This window comes from Burkholderia sp. MSHR3999, from assembly GCF_000833595.1.
Classification (GTDB): Bacteria; Pseudomonadota; Gammaproteobacteria; order Burkholderiales; family Burkholderiaceae; genus Burkholderia; species Burkholderia ubonensis.
Map to the genome: position 1 here is coordinate 649,369 of NZ_JRFO01000005.1, position 17,881 is coordinate 667,249.

Annotated in this window: 10 protein-coding genes; 2 read left to right on the forward strand and 8 right to left on the reverse strand. The window is 68.1% G+C overall.

The genetic code is table 11. From position 1 onward, the window contains the following. Positions 1 to 4: 4 nt before the first annotated feature. From KY49_RS16470 to KY49_RS16490, 5 genes are all read right to left on the reverse strand, one after another. Positions 5 to 661: a c-type cytochrome gene (locus tag KY49_RS16470; RefSeq protein ID WP_042585661.1), complete on the reverse strand. Its 657-nt coding sequence runs from the start codon at positions 659 to 661 to the stop codon at positions 5 to 7. Positions 662 to 672: 11 nt separating this feature from the next. Then, positions 673 to 2,166 (reverse strand): flavin monoamine oxidase family protein, encoded by a 1,494-nt coding sequence (locus tag KY49_RS16475; protein ID WP_042585662.1) that lies wholly within the window; start codon positions 2,164 to 2,166, stop codon positions 673 to 675. 373 nt (positions 2,167 to 2,539) lie between these two features. Then, positions 2,540 to 4,027, reverse strand: coding sequence for an efflux transporter outer membrane subunit (locus KY49_RS16480; RefSeq protein ID WP_042585663.1), 1,488 nt, complete (start codon positions 4,025 to 4,027; stop codon positions 2,540 to 2,542). Positions 4,028 to 4,031: 4 nt separating this feature from the next. Beyond that, complete coding sequence (locus KY49_RS16485; protein WP_042585664.1) at positions 4,032 to 7,175, reverse strand: multidrug efflux RND transporter permease subunit; 3,144 nt, start codon at positions 7,173 to 7,175, stop codon at positions 4,032 to 4,034. 20 nt (positions 7,176 to 7,195) lie between these two features. Beyond that, positions 7,196 to 8,362 (reverse strand): efflux RND transporter periplasmic adaptor subunit, encoded by a 1,167-nt coding sequence (locus tag KY49_RS16490; RefSeq protein WP_042585665.1) that lies wholly within the window; start codon positions 8,360 to 8,362, stop codon positions 7,196 to 7,198. Between the two features lie 98 nt (positions 8,363 to 8,460). On the opposite strand from KY49_RS16490, the gene KY49_RS16495 reads away from it, so the two are divergent. Continuing rightward, positions 8,461 to 9,231: a response regulator gene (locus KY49_RS16495; RefSeq protein ID WP_042585666.1), complete on the forward strand. Its 771-nt coding sequence runs from the start codon at positions 8,461 to 8,463 to the stop codon at positions 9,229 to 9,231. Beyond that, entirely contained in the window at positions 9,228 to 10,316 is a 1,089-nt protein-coding gene (locus KY49_RS16500) for an ATP-binding protein (RefSeq protein WP_042585667.1), read from the forward strand. The genes KY49_RS16495 and KY49_RS16500 overlap by 4 nt, the downstream gene beginning before the upstream one ends. 150 nt (positions 10,317 to 10,466) lie before the next feature. Here KY49_RS16500 and KY49_RS39015 read toward each other — a convergent pair whose 3' ends face one another. From KY49_RS39015 to KY49_RS35765, 3 genes are all read right to left on the reverse strand, one after another. Next, positions 10,467 to 10,814 (reverse strand): H-NS histone family protein, encoded by a 348-nt coding sequence (locus KY49_RS39015; RefSeq protein ID WP_059661070.1) that lies wholly within the window; start codon positions 10,812 to 10,814, stop codon positions 10,467 to 10,469. A 221-nt stretch (positions 10,815 to 11,035) separates the two neighbouring features. Next, complete coding sequence (locus KY49_RS16510; protein ID WP_042585668.1) at positions 11,036 to 11,707, reverse strand: OmpA family protein; 672 nt, start codon at positions 11,705 to 11,707, stop codon at positions 11,036 to 11,038. 67 nt (positions 11,708 to 11,774) lie between these two features. Further along, on the reverse strand, positions 11,775 to 17,843 hold the full coding sequence (locus KY49_RS35765) for a YadA-like family protein (protein WP_442854629.1): 6,069 nt from the start codon (positions 17,841 to 17,843) through the stop codon (positions 11,775 to 11,777). Positions 17,844 to 17,881 lie beyond the last annotated feature (38 nt).

The following is a 17,881-nucleotide window of genomic DNA, read 5'->3' on the forward strand; positions in this document are numbered from 1 at the left end:
TTCATCATTGCTTCGCCGGCCTGACGCTCGCCAGGTAGTGAGCCACCGCCTTGCGGTCATCCGGCGACATGGCCGCGGCGACGCGCTGCATCGTGCCGGTGGATTCGCTGCGCGTGCCGGCGGCAAACGCGTCGAGCTGCTTCAGCACGTAGTCGACGCCTTGCCCCGCGAGGCGCGGAAACGAACCCTGGCCCATCAGTTGCGCGCCGTGACACGCCGCGCATGCCCCCTCCTTCGCCAGTTGCTCGCCGCGCGCCTTCAACCGGGCGTCCGGCTCGAAGAAACGATTCTCGGCAGCGGTCTGCTTCGCGTAGTAATCGGACAGGCGCTTGATCTCGGCGTCACTCAGCGTCATCGCGAGCGGGCCCATGATCGGATTGGTCCGCTGTCCATCGGCAAACTTGTGCAATTGCTCCGCGATGTACGAGGCCGGCTGTCCCGCCAGGCTCGGATAGCCCTGATTCAGCGAATTGCCGTTGACGCCGTGGCAACTGAGGCACACGTCGGGCAAGCGCGGCCACGGGCCGCCGTCGACCTGACTGGCCTGCGCGGACGCCGTGACGTAGCGCTGCAGGCGATAGAGATCGACGAGACCGGGGCCGTAAATCGCAAGCAGGACCACGGCGATCGCGGCGACGGCAAACAGGATGCGTTTCTTCATGTCCGCTCTCCTCATGCCCGACGCTGTGCATTGAGCGCATTGAGCGCCTGAAGCGCACCCTGGTGGCCCGAGCGCACGGCGCCATCCATATAGCCGGCCCAGATGTTCGCCGTTTCGGTGCCCGACCAGATCAGGTTGCCGCACGGCGGCCGCAGCGCCTCGCCATGCGCGCTCCAGAAACCCGGCGGAATCGCCGACACGCAGGTGATCGTCCACGGGTCCGCCTGCCCCCAGTCGCGATCGTGGTAAGCCACCGGGGACAGGGCTTCCTTGCCCCACGCCTGCGCATAGATCTCCGTCTGCATGCGCTGCGCCGCCTGAAGGTCCGACGGCATCAACGCGTTCTTGACGAACGCGTTGATGATCCCGATCTCGCCCCCCGGCGGCGAGTTGTCGTAGGCCCAGATGATCGGCCCGTCGAACTGGAAGATGTGGCCGTTCAATCCCTTGTCGCGCCAGAACGGGCGCTTGTAGATCATCGCCGTCTTGCGCGCCGGCGAATGAGCGGGCCATGCGCGCTGCAGCGCGGCCCGCTTTTCCGGCAGCGGCGGATCGAATTGCACCTGATTGCACAACGCCGGATGGATGGCCATGATGACTTTCCGGGCGCGCACCACGCCGCGGTCCGTATGCAGCGTGACGACGTCGCGATCCCAATCGGCGATCCGCCGCACCGGCGACGACAGGCGCACCTTGTCGCCGAGCTGCCGGGCCATCTTGTTGCTGAGGATCTGCGAGCCGCCGACGAACCGGGTTTCCTGCGCGCTGTGCCGGATCGAGTCGAGCTGCGAGTAATCGCAATCGGCCGAGTTGATCATCGAGAGGAAGTGCAGCAGCCCCATCTTGGCCGGCATCACGCCGCCGGAAAGCGCGATCGACCCGTTCCATCCAATCCGATCTTCGACCGCGATGTTCTGCGTGGCCAGCCAGTCGCCGACCGACAGCTTGTCGAGCTCGGCAAGCTTCGGCGACTTCCACGGCGCACCCGAAGGCACGTCGCGCGACAGCTTGCCGAGCCTGGCGCCGATCGCTTCGTCGGTGCCGAAGGTGCCGTTCAGGTCCATCTCCACGCGACCGTCGCCGCCGAGCACGACCGTCTTTCCTTTGTAGTAGCTCGGGAAGGTGCCGACTTCCAGCTCGCGCGCCAGATCCGCCACGGCAGTCTGACCGGGCCCGATCCACTGGCCCCCGACTTCGCTGACGTATCCGTTTCCGACGTCGTAGTTGAGCGTCCGCCCGCCCACGCGGTCCCGCGCCTCCAGGACCAGGAACGACTCGCAGCCGGCGAAGCGCAGGTCACGCGCGGCGGTCAGGCCGGCCAGCCCCGCGCCGACGATGACGATATCGAGCACGTCGCCCGGGCTGCCCGCCGCCTGGGCCGCGCCGGCGTTTGCCCGGGCGGCGCCCATTGCGATGCCGGCGGCGGCGACGGACGTGCCGGCGTACTTGAGCCATTGCCTTCGCTGCAGGTCCGCCGAACGGTTGGATGAAGACTTCTTCGCCATGGTGTCTTTTCTCATGCCAGGAAAGTCATGCGTCAGCGGCCTGTCGAGGCAGCGCGCGCGAGACGATCGCCCGGAATCGGGATCCGGATCGAGTCGAAGGAAATGCGCCGGCGCCGCGAAATCCTTTCGGCTTCCGAAATAAAACCCCTTCGGCACCGGAAGGTTTTCGGGCGTCCCGCCTCCCAATTACTAGTACATGCTACAAAATATAGGTCATGATACATAACACGATGGAGAAAAAAAAAGACAGGGTATTCCCCTGTCTTCGAAACTTCCGACGCATGCCGTTCCTTCCGGAACGTCGTCGCTTCACCGGGCAGCGGCCGCGCCGGTATCGGGCGGCCGCTGCGCAGGCATTCCGGATGGACTGGACTCAGCCAGCCGTCGGCGCACCTCCCGATGCCGGCGGATTCGCCGAAGCCGGGTTCGCGTTCGCCCCGGCCGCCGGCGCGACGTCCTTGTCCGACAGCCCGCCGCCGAGCGCCTTGTAGAGCGCGACCGCGTTGCCGAACTCGTCGCGCCGCAGGTCCAGCAGCGTCTGTCGGGCCGCATAGAGCTGCCGCTGCGAATCGAGCAATTCCAGCCGCCCTTCGATGCCCGCGCGATAGCGCAGGTTGGACAGGTTGGTGCGGCGCTCGGCGCTGGCGACCACCCGGGTCTGCGCTTCGATCTGGCGGTCGAAGGTTTCGCTGCCGGCCAGGCCGTCCGCGACCTCCCGGAACGCGACCTGGATCGCCCGTTCGTACTCGGCCACCGCGCTGGACTTGCGCACCTCGGACAGCCTCAGCTCGGAGCGCAGCCTGCCGCCCTGGAAGATCGGCAGCGTGACCTGCGGCGAGAAGGCCCACGCACGGTGATCGCCGTTGAACAGGCTGCCGAACCCCGGGCTGATGAAGCCGAGCGTCGTGGTCAGCGACAGCCGCGGGAAGAACGCGGCGCGCGCCGCGCCGATGTCGGCATTGGCGGCCACCAGGTTCTGCTCGGCCTGCTGGATGTCCGGCCGGCGAACCAGCAAATCGGACGGCAGGCCGGCCGGCAGCCGGGTCACGACCGGCTGCTGTTCCAGCGGCAGCGGCGCGGGCAGATCCTTGGGCAGCTCGGTGCCGACCAGCAGGCGCAGCGCGTTGCGAGCCTGCGACACGGCGCGCGAGCGCGCCTCCAGGTCCGCGGCCGCGCTGGCGACCTGCCCTTCGGCCTGCGCGATGTCCACGCCGCTGGCCTGACGCGCCTCCTTGAGCTTGCGCGCAAGCTCGAGCGACTGCTGCCAGTCGCCCAGCGTGCGTTCGGACAGCGAACGCTGCTCCTGCGCGAGGCGCTCGGCGAAGTACGCATCCGCCACCGCGCCGATCAGCGAGATCTGCGCGGCCCGGCGGCCTTGATCGGTCGCCAGGTAGCGCGCAAACGCGGCGTCCGACAACGACTTCACGCGGCCGAACAGGTCGATCTCGAACGCGTTGATCCCGACGTTGACGCCGTACTGCTGCTGTATCGACTCGGGTATCGGCGGATTCAGGTCGGCGTTGGCCGGCGTGCGCTGGCGCGTGAAGCTGCCCGTCGCATCGATGGACGGCAGCCGCGCGGCACGCTGGATGCCGTACTGCGCCTCGGCCGCCTGCACGTTCAGCACCGCGATCCGCAGGTCGCGGTTGTTGTCCAGCGCCAATTCGATCAGGCGCTGCAGGCGCGGGTCGCCGAACATCGTGCGCCAACCGAGGTCGGCCGCGTTCGCGCGCGTGTCGGCCTGGGCACCGGCCGTCGTGTAGGCGGCCGGCACCGGCAGTTCGGGCTTCACCAGCCTGGGCGCCATCGAGCAGGCCGACAGGGCCAGGGCAACGGCAACGGGAAGAACTAGCAATCGCATGACATTAACCTTCCGTTTCTTGGCTCACGGCCACGACATTCTGGCGGGACGCCCGCCATGCCCCGACGCGCTCCTGGAAGCCCATCACGAACACGAAGAACACCGGCACGAAGAAGATCGCCAGCACCGTCGCGGTCACCATCCCGCCGAACACGCCGGTGCCGATCGCGTGCTGCGTTTCGGCGCTCGCGCCCGTCGCGATCATCAGCGGCACCACGCCCAGGCCGAACGCCAGCGACGTCATCAGGATCGGGCGCAGGCGCAGCCGCGACGCTTCCACGGCCGCTTCCAGGAGCCCCTTGCCTTCCTCGCGCAACTGCTTCGCGAATTCGACGATCAGGATCGCGTTCTTCGCGGACAGGCCGATCACCGTGATCATCCCGACCTTGAAGTACACGTCGTTGGGCAGACCGCGGAGCATCACCGCGCCGATCGCGCCGATCAGGCCCAGCGGCACGACCAGCATCACCGACAGCGGGATCGACCAGCTCTCGTAGAGCGCGGCCAGCACCAGGAACACCACGATCATCGACAGCGCCATCAGCATCGGCGCCTCCGACGCGGACTGGCGCTCCTGCAGCGACTGGCCCGTCCACGCGACCGAGAAGCCCGGCGGCAACTGCTTGGCCAGACGTTCCATCTCGTCCATGGCCGCGCCGCTCGAGTAGCCGGGCGCGGCCATGCCCGAGATGCGCGCGGACGGGTAGCCCTGGTAGCGCACCATCTGCAGCGGCGTATCGGACCAGACCGGCCGGACCACTTCGGACAACGGCACCATGCCGCCGCTCACGTTGCGCACGTAGAGCTTCATCACGCTGTCGATCTGCATCCGCGCTGGCGCATCGGCCTGGATGATCACCTGCTGCATGCGCCCCGCATTCGGGAAGTCGTTGACGTAGGTCGAGCCCATCGCGCCGGACAGCGTGTCGCTGATGCTCGTGAACGACACGCCCAGCGCCTCGGCCTTCTGCCGGTCGATGTCCAGGCGGATGCTCGCGCCGGCCGGCAGGCTGTCCGGATAGACGCCGACCACGACCTTGCTTTGCGCCGCGAGCTCGAGCAGTTTCGCCTCGGCCGCCTTGAGCGCCGCATTGCCCTGGTTCGCACGGTCCTGCAGGCGCATCGAGAAGCCCGAGCTGGTGCCCAGTTCGTCGATCGCCGGCGGCATCAGGCTCATCACCGAGCCTTCGGTCACGCCCGCCATCGCCTGCTGGGCCCGCATCGCTTCGTCCATGGCCGTCGCGCCGTTACGCTTGTCCCAGTCCTTCAGCACCGCGTAATTCAATGCCGCGTTCGGACCCAGGCCGGAGAAGCCGTAGCCGACGATCGAAATGCTGGACTCGATCCCGGGGCGCGCCGCGATATGCCGCTCGAGCGTCTTGACCACGTCCCGCGTGCGCTCAGCCGTCGCGTCGGACGGCAGCAGGAAGCCCGTCATGAAGTAGCCCTGATCCTCCTCGGGCAGGAACGACGACGGCAGCTCGCGGAAGCCGGCCACCAGCACGCCGCAGATCGCGACGAACAGCAGCATCACGCGTCCCGCGCGGCCGATCAGCCGGCCGACGCGCGTCGCGTACCACTGCGTCATGCGGTCGAAACGGCGGTTGAACCAGCCGAAGAAGCCGCGCTTCTCGTGGTGCCCATGCGCGATCGGCTTGAGCATCGTCGCGCACAGCGCGGGCGTCAGCGTGAGTGCGAGGAGCGCCGAGAACAGGATCGACACCGCCATCGACATCGTGAACTGCTGGTAGATCACGCCGACCGAGCCGCTGGACATCGCCATCGGCAGGAACACGGCGGTCAGGACCAGCGTGACGCCGATGATCGCGCCAGTGATCTCCTTCATCGCCTTGACCGTCGCGTCCTTCGGCGACAGGCCTTCCTCCGCCATCAGCCGCTCGACGTTCTCCACCACGACGATCGCGTCGTCGACGATGATGCCGATCGCGAGCACCATGCCGAACATGGTCAGCACGTTGATCGAGAAGCCGGAGGCCAGCATGATCGTGAAGGTGCCGAGCATCGCGACCGGCGCGACGATGGCCGGGATCAGCGTGTAGCGCACGTTCTGCAGGAACAGGTACATCACCAGGAACACCAGCACCATCGCCTCGATCAGCGTATGGAGCACCTTCTCGATCGAGATCTTGACGAAGGGCGCGGTGTCGAACGGGATCGAATCGCTCATGCCCGACGGCATCGACTTGCGCAGCTCCGCCAGCCGCGCCCGCACGGCGTCCGCGGTCTTGACCGCATTGCCGCCCGGCGAGAGCTGCACGCCGGCGATGACGGCAGGCTTGCCGCTCTCGGTGTTGACGAAGTTGTAGGACTGCGAGCCGAGCTCCACCCGCGCGACGTCGCCCAGCACGACCTTGGAGCCGTTCGCGTTGGCGCGCAGCACGATCGCGGCGAACTGTTCCGGCGTCGTCAGCTGGCCCTGCACGGTCAGCGGCACGGTCACCCGCTGCCCCGACATGGCCGGCAACGCGCCGACGCTGCCCGGCGCGATCTGGACGTTCTGCTGGCTGATGGCGGCCGTCAGGTCGCTCATCGACAGGCCGTAGGTGATCAGCCTGGACGGATCGACCCAGATGCGCATCGCCCGTTCGGACCCGAACATCTGCACGCGGCCCACGCCCTCGACGCGACGCAGCTCCTCGACGATGTTGCGCGCCATGTAGTCGGACAGCTCGCCTTCGTCGAAACGGCCGCTATCGGACTTGAGGGCGACGAACAGCAGGAAGCCGGACGACGCCGACTCGACGATCACGCCGTTCTGCCGCACGACCGCGGGCAAGCGCGGCTCGACGGCCTTCAGCTTGTTCTGCACGTCGACCTGCGCGAGCGCCGGATCCGTGCCGGGCTTGAACGTGACGGTGATCTTCGCGGTGCCGGACGTGTCGGCCGACGACTCGTAGTAGAGCAGGTTCTTGACGCCGGACAGCTCCCGTTCGATCAGGCTCAGCACCCCGTCGCTCATGGTTTGCGGCGTGGCGCCCGGGTAGGTGGCGTTGATGGTGACGGTCGGCGGCGCGACCGTCGGATAGCGCGCGATCGGCAGTTGCGGGATCGCGATCACGCCCATCAGGATGATGAAGAGCGCGACGACCCACGCGAAGACCGGGCGCCGGATGAAGAATTGAGACATGGCAGGACGCTCCCCGTGACTCAGCGCGCGGCCGCAGTGGCCACAGCGGCCGCGGCAACTGGCGACTTCCAGGCGCTCGCGGCGACCGGGGCGCCGTCGGTCAGGCGCTCCATTCCTTCCACCACGACCTTCTGGCCCGCCTGCAGCCCCGACTTGATGCGGTAGCTGCGGCCCGTCTGCTCGCCGAGCTCGACCGGCTTCAGGTGCGCCTGGTTCTTCGCGTCGAGCACCCAGATCTGCGGCTTGCCGTCCGCGCGCACCACCGCCTGTTGCGGCACCGTCAGCGCGCTCGCGTAGTTCGCGCGCGGAATCCGGGCGCGCACGTACATGCCCGGCAGCAGCTGGCGCTTCGAGTTGTCCACCAGCACGCGCACCAGCACGTCGCCGGTGCCGGCATCGACGTTCACGCCGGAGAACAGCATCCGGCCTTTCACGTCGTAGGCCGTGCCGTCGTCGCGCAGCACCTCGACCGGCAGGCCGGTACCGGCATAGCTGTCCTGCGACGCCAGCGTGTCGCACAGGTGCTGCAGCGACGACGCCGGCTGGCGCACGTCGACGTAGACCTGGTCGATCTGCTGGATGCGCGCCATCGGCACGGCGTCGGTGCTGCCGACGAGCGCGCCTTCGGTCACGAGCGCCTGGTCGATGCGGCCCGTGATCGGCGCCTCCACCGTGGCGAACTTCAGGTCGAGCTGCCGGCGCGCCAGCGTCGCGCGCGCCTGCGCGACGTCGGCCGCGGCCTGGTCGCGCTGCGACACGGAATCGTCATAGACCTGGCGGCTGATCGCGTCCACTTCGACCAGCGGCTTGAGTCGCGCGGTCTGCACCTTGGCGCGCTCGAGCGCCGCGTCGGCCCGCTGCAACGCGGCCGCGGCGGTGTCCATGTCGGCCTTGAACGGCGCCGGGTTGATCTGGAACAGCGGATCGCCGGCGCGCACCTCGGTGCCCTGCTCGAACATCCGGCGCAGCACGATGCCGCTGACCTGCGGCCGGATCTCGGCGATCCGCACCGCCGCGATCCGGCCGGGCAGGTCCTCGGTCAGCTTCAGGGGGGCCGGCGCCACGGTCATCGCGGCGACCGGGATCGCAGGCGGGGCGGCCGGCGCGTCGGATTTCCCGCAGCCAGCCAGCAATGCGGCCACCAGCGTGTAGACGCCGCCGTAGCGGCACAGTTTTTCATTCTTCATTTGGACTCCATGGGATGCAGGCAGCCAATTGCCGACCCTGACACGCGGCAGTGTGCGTGCGCCCGATGGCGTTTCTTCTACGGTAGTATGGAGATTCGATGGAGCTGCCGAATGGATGCAACGTAGTGATCACGCCCGACACCCCCCAGCCGCCCGGCGCGGCTCACCATGCCCAACCCTTGGTCCTCATTGCCGAGGACGAGCCCGAGATCGCCGACATCCTCGCCGCCTATTTCGCGCGCAGCGGCTTTCGCACCGTGCACGCCGCCGACGGGCGCCGCGCGCTCGATCTCCACCTGTCCATCAAGCCCGACCTCGTGCTGCTCGACGTGCAGATGCCGCACGTCGACGGCTGGAAGGTGCTGACCGAGATCCGCCATCGGGGCAGCACCCCGGTGATCCTGCTGACGGCGCTCGATCAGGACCTCGACAAATTGATGGGGCTGCGTATCGGGGCGGACGATTACGTCGTCAAGCCGTTCAATCCCGCGGAAGTCGTCGCGCGCGCGCAGGCGGTGCTGCGCCGGTCGATGTCCGCGTCGCACGACAGCGAGCAGCGCGTGCTGCGCGTGCCGCCGCTGGAAATCGATCTGGACCACTACGAAGCCGTGGTGCAGGTGGGGCAGCAGCGTCATTTCCTCACGCTGACCCTGACCGAGTTCAAGTTGCTCACGCAACTGGCGCGCGCGCCCAAGCGCGTGTTCAGCCGCGCGGAGCTGATGACCGCCTGCCTGCCCGAAGGCGACGCGATGGAGCGGACCGTGGACAGCCACATCAGCAAGCTGCGCAAGAAGCTGGAGGATCTCGGCGTCAAGGGCATCCCGTGCAGCGTGCGCGGCGTCGGCTACAAGCTGTGGAGCGTCGAGTGAAGCTGGAGGGAATGAGCCGCCAGATCGCGCTGTCGATGGCGACCATCGCGTTCGGCGTGGCGGCGCTGCTCATATCGACGTCCTATGTTTTTTACTTTCTGACATTCCGTTACTGGCCCAAGCTGTGCGCGCAAATGGGCTGGGTGCCGACCGGGCCGGAGTGGGCGTGGCTGATCGCCACCACGCTGCTCGGCCTCGCGCTGGCCGTCCTGATGGCGATCAGGCTCGCGCGCCGCATCCTGGTGCCGCTCAACTCGGTGGCGAACGGCATCCGCCGCGTCGCGCAGGGCGATCTCGGCGCACGCGCCGTCGCGGGCGACCGCTCGCTGCACGAAGCGGCGTTGCTGGCCGACGACTTCAACGCGCTCGCGGGTGAGCTGCAACGCGTGACCGCGGAGCGGGCATTCTGGAATGCCGCGATCGCCCACGAGCTGCGCACGCCCGTCACCATCCTGCGCGGGCGGTTGCAGGGCCTGGCCGACGGGGTGTTTCCGTCCGACGAAACGCAGTTCCGCCGGTTGCTGACCCAGGTCGAGGGTCTCGGGCGGCTGATCGAGGACCTGCGCGTGGTCGGCCTCGCGGAAAGCGGCCATCTGAATCTCCAGGTGCACGAGGCCGACCTGGGCGCCGACGTCGAGGCGGTCGTCGCGGTGTTCGACGATGCGCTCAAGACGGCGGGCCAGCATGCCGTGCTGGACCTGGACACGCGCCCGATGCGCTGCGACCCGGTGCGAATCCGGCAAGCGCTGCTGGCGCTGCTCGAAAACGCGCGCCTGCACGCGGTGCCCGGTTCGATCCGCATCCGCACGCGCGTCGAGCAGGGGCGATGCCATCTAAGCGTCGAGGACGATGGCCCGGGCATCCCCGCCGACTTCGCGCCGCACGTGTTCGACGCGTTCAGGCGGGCCGAAGGTGAGCGTTCGGGCAAGGGCACCGGCCTCGGGCTGGCCGTCGTGGCAGCCATTGCGCATGCGCACGGCGGACAGGCGACGTGCCGGCCGGCGGCCGGCGGCGGCACGGTGTTCGAATTGCAGTGGCCGGATGATCCGGCGCCGGCGCGCGTGCCGGAGCGGGGTCAGGCCTGAAGCCCGGCGCGCGCCCGCACCGAACGAGCCGTGGCCCGAAACCGCCGTCGTCACCATCCTTTCACCAGCCATTTCGTCGACGCCGCCAGCGCTCGATGCGGGTCGCGCGATCGGCAGCGGTCTCGCCGACGCGCTTCAATACGGCTCACATCACGCATCGGTCGGCGTGGATTCGCCCGCAGCCTCGCCGGGCGACCTGATTCTGAAATCCTCCGGATTGCGTCCTTTCAACCAGTGCGGCCGCCGGCCGCGCCCTGTCCAGGTCGCGCCGGTGTCGGGATCCCAGTAGCGCGGCTCGGCATGCCGGCGCCGCTGCGTCCAGGCCGATCCGACATTCAACAAGCGCGCTTCGATCATTCGCCAGTCGATCTCGTAGTCGCGCATCAACTTGACGATCTGCTCCACGACATCTTTGCGGCGAGCGGTGCGTTGTGTCGTGATCCGGGCATCCAGCTCGGCACGACGGGCCAGCAACTCCTGCAACGATTCGCTCGACATCTGTTCTCCTTTTCATTTGCGCCCCGGAAACGCATATCGCCGTGGCCGCCTCGTCTTCCCGTGTCGACGATCAAGGCTGCGATCGGCCGCGCCCAATAAGATTTCTGGTCCCCGTAGCCGGTGATCCCGCGGGATGACCGCAGGCATGCCAATATCCGGCGCGCATCCGGCAACGCGCGCCGCAACCGCATCCGGTTACGGATGCTCGAAACGCAGCGTCGTCAACGCTGCAGCACGATCTCGACACGCCGGTTACCGGCGCGCCCCTCGGCTGTCGCGTTGGACGCAACCGGATCGGCCTTTCCGCGTCCGGTCACGACGAACGTATCGGCCCGAAGTCCACGTTCTCGAAGGTAGCCGGCAACGGCATCCGCGCGTTGCTGCGAGAGCTGGAGGTTCGACGTGTCCGAGCCGATCGCGTCCGTGTGGCCAGTGACTGCCACGCGCGTGAAGTGCGGGTCGCCTTGCTGGCTCGTCAGCTTGTCGAGCGTTGCGCGAGCGGCGGGAGTCAGCGTCGCCGATCCGAATGCAAATAGGGCATCCGACGAGAGACTGACGTTTTGTACGGGAGCCGGCGCCGCCGCAACGGGTGCGGGTGCGGACGCCGCCGCTCCAGCAGCAGCACCGCATTGGAATACGAGCGTTCCGGGGTCCGCACCATCGCGCAACGGCCTGGTCGAATCGACCGCTCGAACGGGCTGGTCTGCGCACATGCGCGTGGCGACCTTCATGCACGTCGCCTGGCTGGAAAAGATGCCGTGACAGTCGACCTGGTACGTCCGGATGCCATCCCTCGGTTGCAGCTCGTATGCGCTGAACGTCGGGCCGGATGCGCTGGTGCATGCAGAAAGCAACAGCGCGGACAGAATGGGTGCGAGATAGAGATTTTTCACTGTAATGCTCCGGAAAATCCGTATGTAGTAGAAGCCGGGCAGGTACGCGAAATGCCCGGCCTCTCCGTTACTTCCACTGATACAGCATGCCGGCGCCCACGACGCGCTGGCTTCCGCTGAAGCCGCCATTCAGCGTTGCCTTGAGGTTCTCCGTGATACGGGCCTGCATGCCGAGCGCCATGGCCTTCTGGCCCGAGAACGTCGCCGTGCCGACCCCCATCGCGAAATTGGAATCCCGATCCATGTGCGGGATCGACGCGATCGCGGCCGTCGCGGCAATCCCTTGACGCGCCATCGCGTCCGTCTGCTGGACCTGCTGCTGCACCTGGTTGATCTGGTTGCCCAGATTGTTCACCGACGTCGACAATGCGCCCGACACGGCGTTCAGCTGGTTGACGTTGACCGCGTCCGTCCCTTCCGTTCCCGCCGCGACGTTGACGACCTGCCGTGCCGACGTGGCCGAGCCCACCGAGAGCACGCCCGAGCGCCCGCCGTCGCTGCTGCCGGTGCCGATGGCCGCCGAATTGCTCCCGGTTGCCGTCGCACCCATGCCGATGGCCGTCGAGCCATTGCCCGTCGCTTGCGCACTGTTGCCGACCGCCGTGCTGCTCGCCCCGGACGCCACCGCCCCCAATCCACCCGCGGACGCGTTCGAACCGGTCGGCGCCGGCGCGCTGTTCGGGCTGGACGGGTTGGACGTAAACGATCCTCCCGTCGATCCACCGGTATTGCTCGTTCTCTGACTGATCAGCGTGGTCAACTGATTGGCAACCGCGTCCAGTTGGGACACGTTGACCGCATCGGACCCGATACGGCCCGCGGCCAGCCCGGTAATCTGACGATTTCCGACGTTCACTTCGCCTGCCGACGACTGCGGCGAACCGAGCCCGTACGCGACATAGTTGTTCAGCGCGCCGACCGACGTCAGCGAGCCGGCGCCGAGCGCAACGCTGTTCGCGAATGTCGCGCTCGCACCGGCGCCCAGTGCGACCGCATCGATCGCCGTGCTGTGCGCCCCCGAGCCGAAGGCCATGCCGCCCGCCTTGAGCGCCGATGCATTCGCGCCTTGCGCGAGCGACTGCGCGCCCGCCGCGACCGAACCGCTGCCCAGCGCGATCGCGTCCGCCTGCGCCGAGCTCGCGCTCTGGCCGATGGCGACGCCGCCGGGCGCGGTCGAATCGACGATCGCGCCGTTGCCCATGCCGATGCCGTTGTCGCCATTGACGACGGTCGTCGGGCCGACCGCGACCGACTCCGCCCCCACAGCGAGCGAGTCGGTCCGTGCCGAATTCACGTGGAAGTACTTCTGGCCCGTTACCGCGAAGGATGCCAGCGCGCCGGCGAGCTGGCGCACCGTGACCGCATCCTGCGCCTGCGTACCGTCGGCGACGTTGATCAATTGACGATAGGTGTTGCCGCTCGCATCGCCGAACGACACCGCACCGAGCAGCGTCCGGTCGGCAGTGTTGAACGGAATCGCATGGCTGCCGACCGCGATCGACCCGATGCCCGACAGGACGGCCCTATCCGACACCGAGCCCGAGCCGATCGCGACGCCGCCCGCAATCGACACGCTCGACTGAGCACCCAGCGCCATCCCGCCGGCAGCCGTCGCCTGCGCATTATTGCCGGCCGCCAGGCTGCTCGGTCCGCTTGCGATGGCCTGCGGGCCGATCGCGACGCTATCGGCGCCGATGGCCTGACTGTCGGCCGCGGTGGAGTTCGCGCGGAAGTACTTGATGCCGCCGCCGTTCTGGATAGCGTTGACGGCATTCGTCACGTTGGTCACGTTCTGGTTCGTCGCGTACAGTTGCGAGCCATTGACCGCGTCCGTGCTCGTCGGGCCCAATGCGCCGGCCGCGACGTTCGTGATCGTATTCGGACCACTGCCGCCATGCTTGGCGCTGAACGCGCCGGCGCCGCCGTTCGCCGTCGGGTCCCACAACAGCGCATCGTTCTGCACCTGACTGACCTGCGAACTGACTGCCTGCAGCTGGCTGACGTTCACGGCGTCGGTCGGCGCGGCGCCTGCCGCCACGTTCGTGATGCGCCGCTCGGCCCCCGCGGAACCCACCGACACTTCACCCGCGGGCGTCGCGCCGGCCAGCGGCGCGGTGCCCGGGTTGTAGGCGGCAAGTCCCAGATTGGCGCTCGTCGTCGAATTCGCGCCGAGCGCTACCGAATTCGCGGAGGTCGCCTGCGCGTTGCCGCCGATCGCGACGCTGTCCGCGCCGGTCGCCTGGCTGTCGGGCGCCGTGGAATTGGCATGGAAATACTTGATCCCGCCTCCGTTGGCCATGTTGTTGATCGCCGTGGTATTCGCGGTGACCTGCTGGTTCGTCGCGTAAAGCTGCGAGCCGTTGACTGCGTCGGTGCTGTTCTGGCCGAGCTGGCCGGCGGCGACGTTCTGGATCTGCCGTTCCGCGCCGGACGCGCCCACGCTCACCGCACCGGCCGGATTCGCACCTGCGAAGCCGTAGCGGGTGCCGCCGATGATCGTGTCGGGTGTCGGGGTCGCCGCCGTGGTCGTCGAATTGGCGCCGAGCGCAACATCGAGCGCACCGTTCGCGACCGCATTCGTGCCGATCGCGACACTGTCGGCGCCGAGCGCGCGGCTGTCAGTGCCGGTCGAATTGGCGTGGAAATACTTGACGCCCGCGGTCGTCCCGCCTCCACCGATCGCGTTCAGCACGTTCTGGACGGAGTTGTACGTATTGCCCGCATAGCTGAGGTTCGCCGTCACGGCGCCCGTCGTACTGTCGTAAGTGCTGCCGCCGCCGAGGCTGGACGCGACGCTGTTGCCGAGCGTATTGACACCGGAAACCACCGAGAACAACTGCGATCCATTGATCGCATCGGTGCTCGCCGCCGAGATCACGCCCGCGGCGACGTTTTGCAACTGCCGCTCCCGGCCGGCGGCGCCAATCGATACGACGCCGTTGGCCGCGCTCGCGAGGCCTGCCGCAGTGCCGCCGTACTGTGCGGTCGTTCCCGTGTTCGGGGCGGCCGTCGTGCTGCCGGCGCCGAGCGCGACGCTGTTGGCGAGCGTGGCATTCGCACCGGCGCCCAGCGCCAGCGCATTGATCCCGTTGCTATGCGCGCCGGACCCGAGCGCCACCCCGCCCGCGTTCAGCGCGATCGCATTGGCGCCTTGTGCGATCGACTGCGCGCCGGCAGCCGTCGCACCGCTGCCGAGCGCAATCGCGTCCGCCTGCGCCGAGCTCGCGCTCTGGCCGATGGCGACGCCGCCGGGCGCGGTCGAATCGACGATCGCGCCGTTGCCGATGCCCACGCCGTTGTTGCCGTTGACGACGGTCGTCGGGCCGACCGCGACGGCATCCGTTCCAACCGCGAGCGAGTCCGCCTGGGTCGAATTCGCATGGAAATACTTCTGCCCCGTCACCGCGAACGACGCCAGCGCGCCGGCGAGCTGGCGCACCGTGACCGCATCCTGCGCCTGCGTGCCGTCGGCGACGTTGGTCAACTGACGATAGGTGTTGCCGCTCGCATCGCCGAACGACACCGCGCCGAGCAAGGTTCGATCGGACGTGTTGAACGGTATCGCGCGACTGCCGATCGTCACCGATCCGGCGCCGGACAGGACGGCCCGGTCCGACACCGAGCCCGAGCCGATCGCGACGCCGCCCGCGACCGACACGTTCGACTGCGTGCCGAGCGCCAGGCCGTTGGCTGCGGCGGCCTGCGCACCATTGCCGGCCGCCAGGCTGCTCGTTCCGCTCGCAATGGCCTGCGGGCCGATCGCGACGCTGTCGGCGCCCGTCGCCTGGCTGTCGGCTGCCGTGGAGTTCGCGTGGAAATACTTCAGCCCATGAGAATTGATATTGTCGATGGCCGAGCCGACGTTGTTGTTGATGGTCGTCGTGCCGTCCGCGTTGTACGTCGTGTACGACGGAGCGGAGAGCGTGCCGGTCGTCGAGTTGTAGGTTGCACCGCCGCCGAGTGCCGTCGCCGTGCCGTTGCCGAGGTTGTTGGTCGTGCTGATGACCGTGCTCACACCGGTCGACAGCGATGCGACCGAACTGTTGGTCGACGAGAGGCTGGTCGACAGCGAACCGATGCCGGTCGACGTCGACGTCGATAGCGACGCGATCGAACTGACTGCCGACGAGAGGCCGGTCGATGCCGAGGTCGAAAGCGATGCCACCGAGCTGTTGGTCGACGACAGTCCGGTCGACGTCGACGTGGACAACGACGCGATCGAACTGACTGCCGACGAGAGACCGGTCGATGCCGAGGTCGAAAGCGACGCCACCGAGCTGTTGGTCGACGACAGTCCGGTCGACAGCGAGCCGATGCCGGTCGACGTGGACGTCGACAACGAGTCGATCGCCAGATTCGTCGCATTCAATTGCGAGCCGTTGATCGCGTCCGTGCTGGCCGAGCTGATTCGCCCGGCCGCCACGTTGGTGATCTGCCGCTCGCTGCCGCCGGCGCCCACGCTGACGACACTGCCCGGATTCGTTCCCTGAAAACCGTACGTCTTGCCGCCGATCGTCGCGCTCGCGGTGGGATTCGGCGCAGCCGTCACCGAGCCGGAGCCCAGCGCGACGTCACCCGCATTGTTGGCGACCGCCGAAGAACCGAACGCAACCGCGCCGGAGGCCGCCGCCGTCGACGTATTGCCGAGCGCGACCGAACCTTGCCCCTGCGCATTGTTCGAATTGCCGATGGCGACCGCGCCGTCGCCGTTCGCGGTGTTGTTCGAGCCCGCCGTCACGGCGCCGGTGCCGATCGCCGTGCTCGGATCGCCGATGGCCACCGCGCCGTTGCCGCTCACCGTTTGCCCTTCGCCGAGCGCCACCGCGCCGATGCCGCCGAGCACTCGAGAGTTGTGGCCGCCCGCTATCGAACCGGTGCCGGCAGTCGCCGCCACCACGTTGCCGTCGCCGATGGCCACGGACGACGTCGCGAGGGCTTGCGACTTGAAGCCGACCGCCGTCGCATCGCCGTTGCTTGCCACCGTCTGGTTGCCCAACGCGATCGCGCTGCTTCCTGACGCCGTTGCGTTCGTCCCCATGGCGATGGCGTTGGTGTTGACGCCCGTGCGCGCCGAGTCGCCTATCGCAATGGACGAGGCGCCAGCCGAGTTGGCGCCGGTGCCGATCGCAATGGCGCGAATGCCCGACGCCGCGGCGCCCGCCGCTGCCGCCGGCGCGGATGAACCGCCTTCCGCGACGGAATCAGCGCCACCCAACGCTATTGCGTTTGCGCCGCTGGCGCTGGAGCCGTTCATCATGCCGAGCGCATTCACGCCGCTGGCGGCGGCTCCCGCTCCCAACGCCACGGCGTTCTGCGCCGTGGCCTTGGCCACCGTTCCCGCTGCCAGCGACGAGGGGCCGGATGAAGTCACGTCCGTGCCGATCGCAACCGCCCCCGCCCCCGTTGCGCCGGTGCCCGCGACGGTACGTGCCCCCAGATACACGGCATTGAGGCCGCTGGCGATGGCTTGGAAGCCGACAGCCGTGGTGTGCTGCGCAGACCCGTTGGACATATAACCCAGCGCAAGGGCTTCGGGCCCGCCCGCCGCCGCCTGGAAGCCGACCGCGGTGGCAAAGTCGCCGGTAGCGGCAACGTCGGTGCCGATGCCCGTGGACGATTGTCCGGTCGCACCGGTGCCTGGCGCCGTGCGCGCGCCCAGGTAAATGGAATTGAGCCCACTGGCAACGGCCTGCAAGCCGATCGCGACGGCGTTCTGCCCGCTGGTGACGCTCCCCCAGCCAGCCGCCAACGAATACACCGCCAACGCGCTGGAACTGACGCCGAGCGCGGTGGCGTTCCCCGCCGATGCAACGGCGAAGGTGCCCAACGCGCTGGCGCCGGCCGCGGTGGCACTGGAACTGACGCCCAGCGCCACCGAATTGATGCCGTTCGAGACCGTGCCCCCGCCCAGCGCCATCGAGCCCTGCCCCGTCGCCGCGGCGCTCTGGCCGAGTGCGACCGTGTATTGCCCGTTTGCATTGGCCTGGTAGCCGATCGCCGTCGCCCCGGCCTGATTGGCTGTCGACTGATAACCCACACATGTGATGCTGCCGCTATAAAGGTTATAGGGCGCTGCCGTGCAGTCCACCTGCGCCTGTGCGTGCACGCTCCATCCGCCCACGCCAATCAGCGTCAGCGCGACGAGACGCGTTGGCGATGTACTCCACCCGGTGT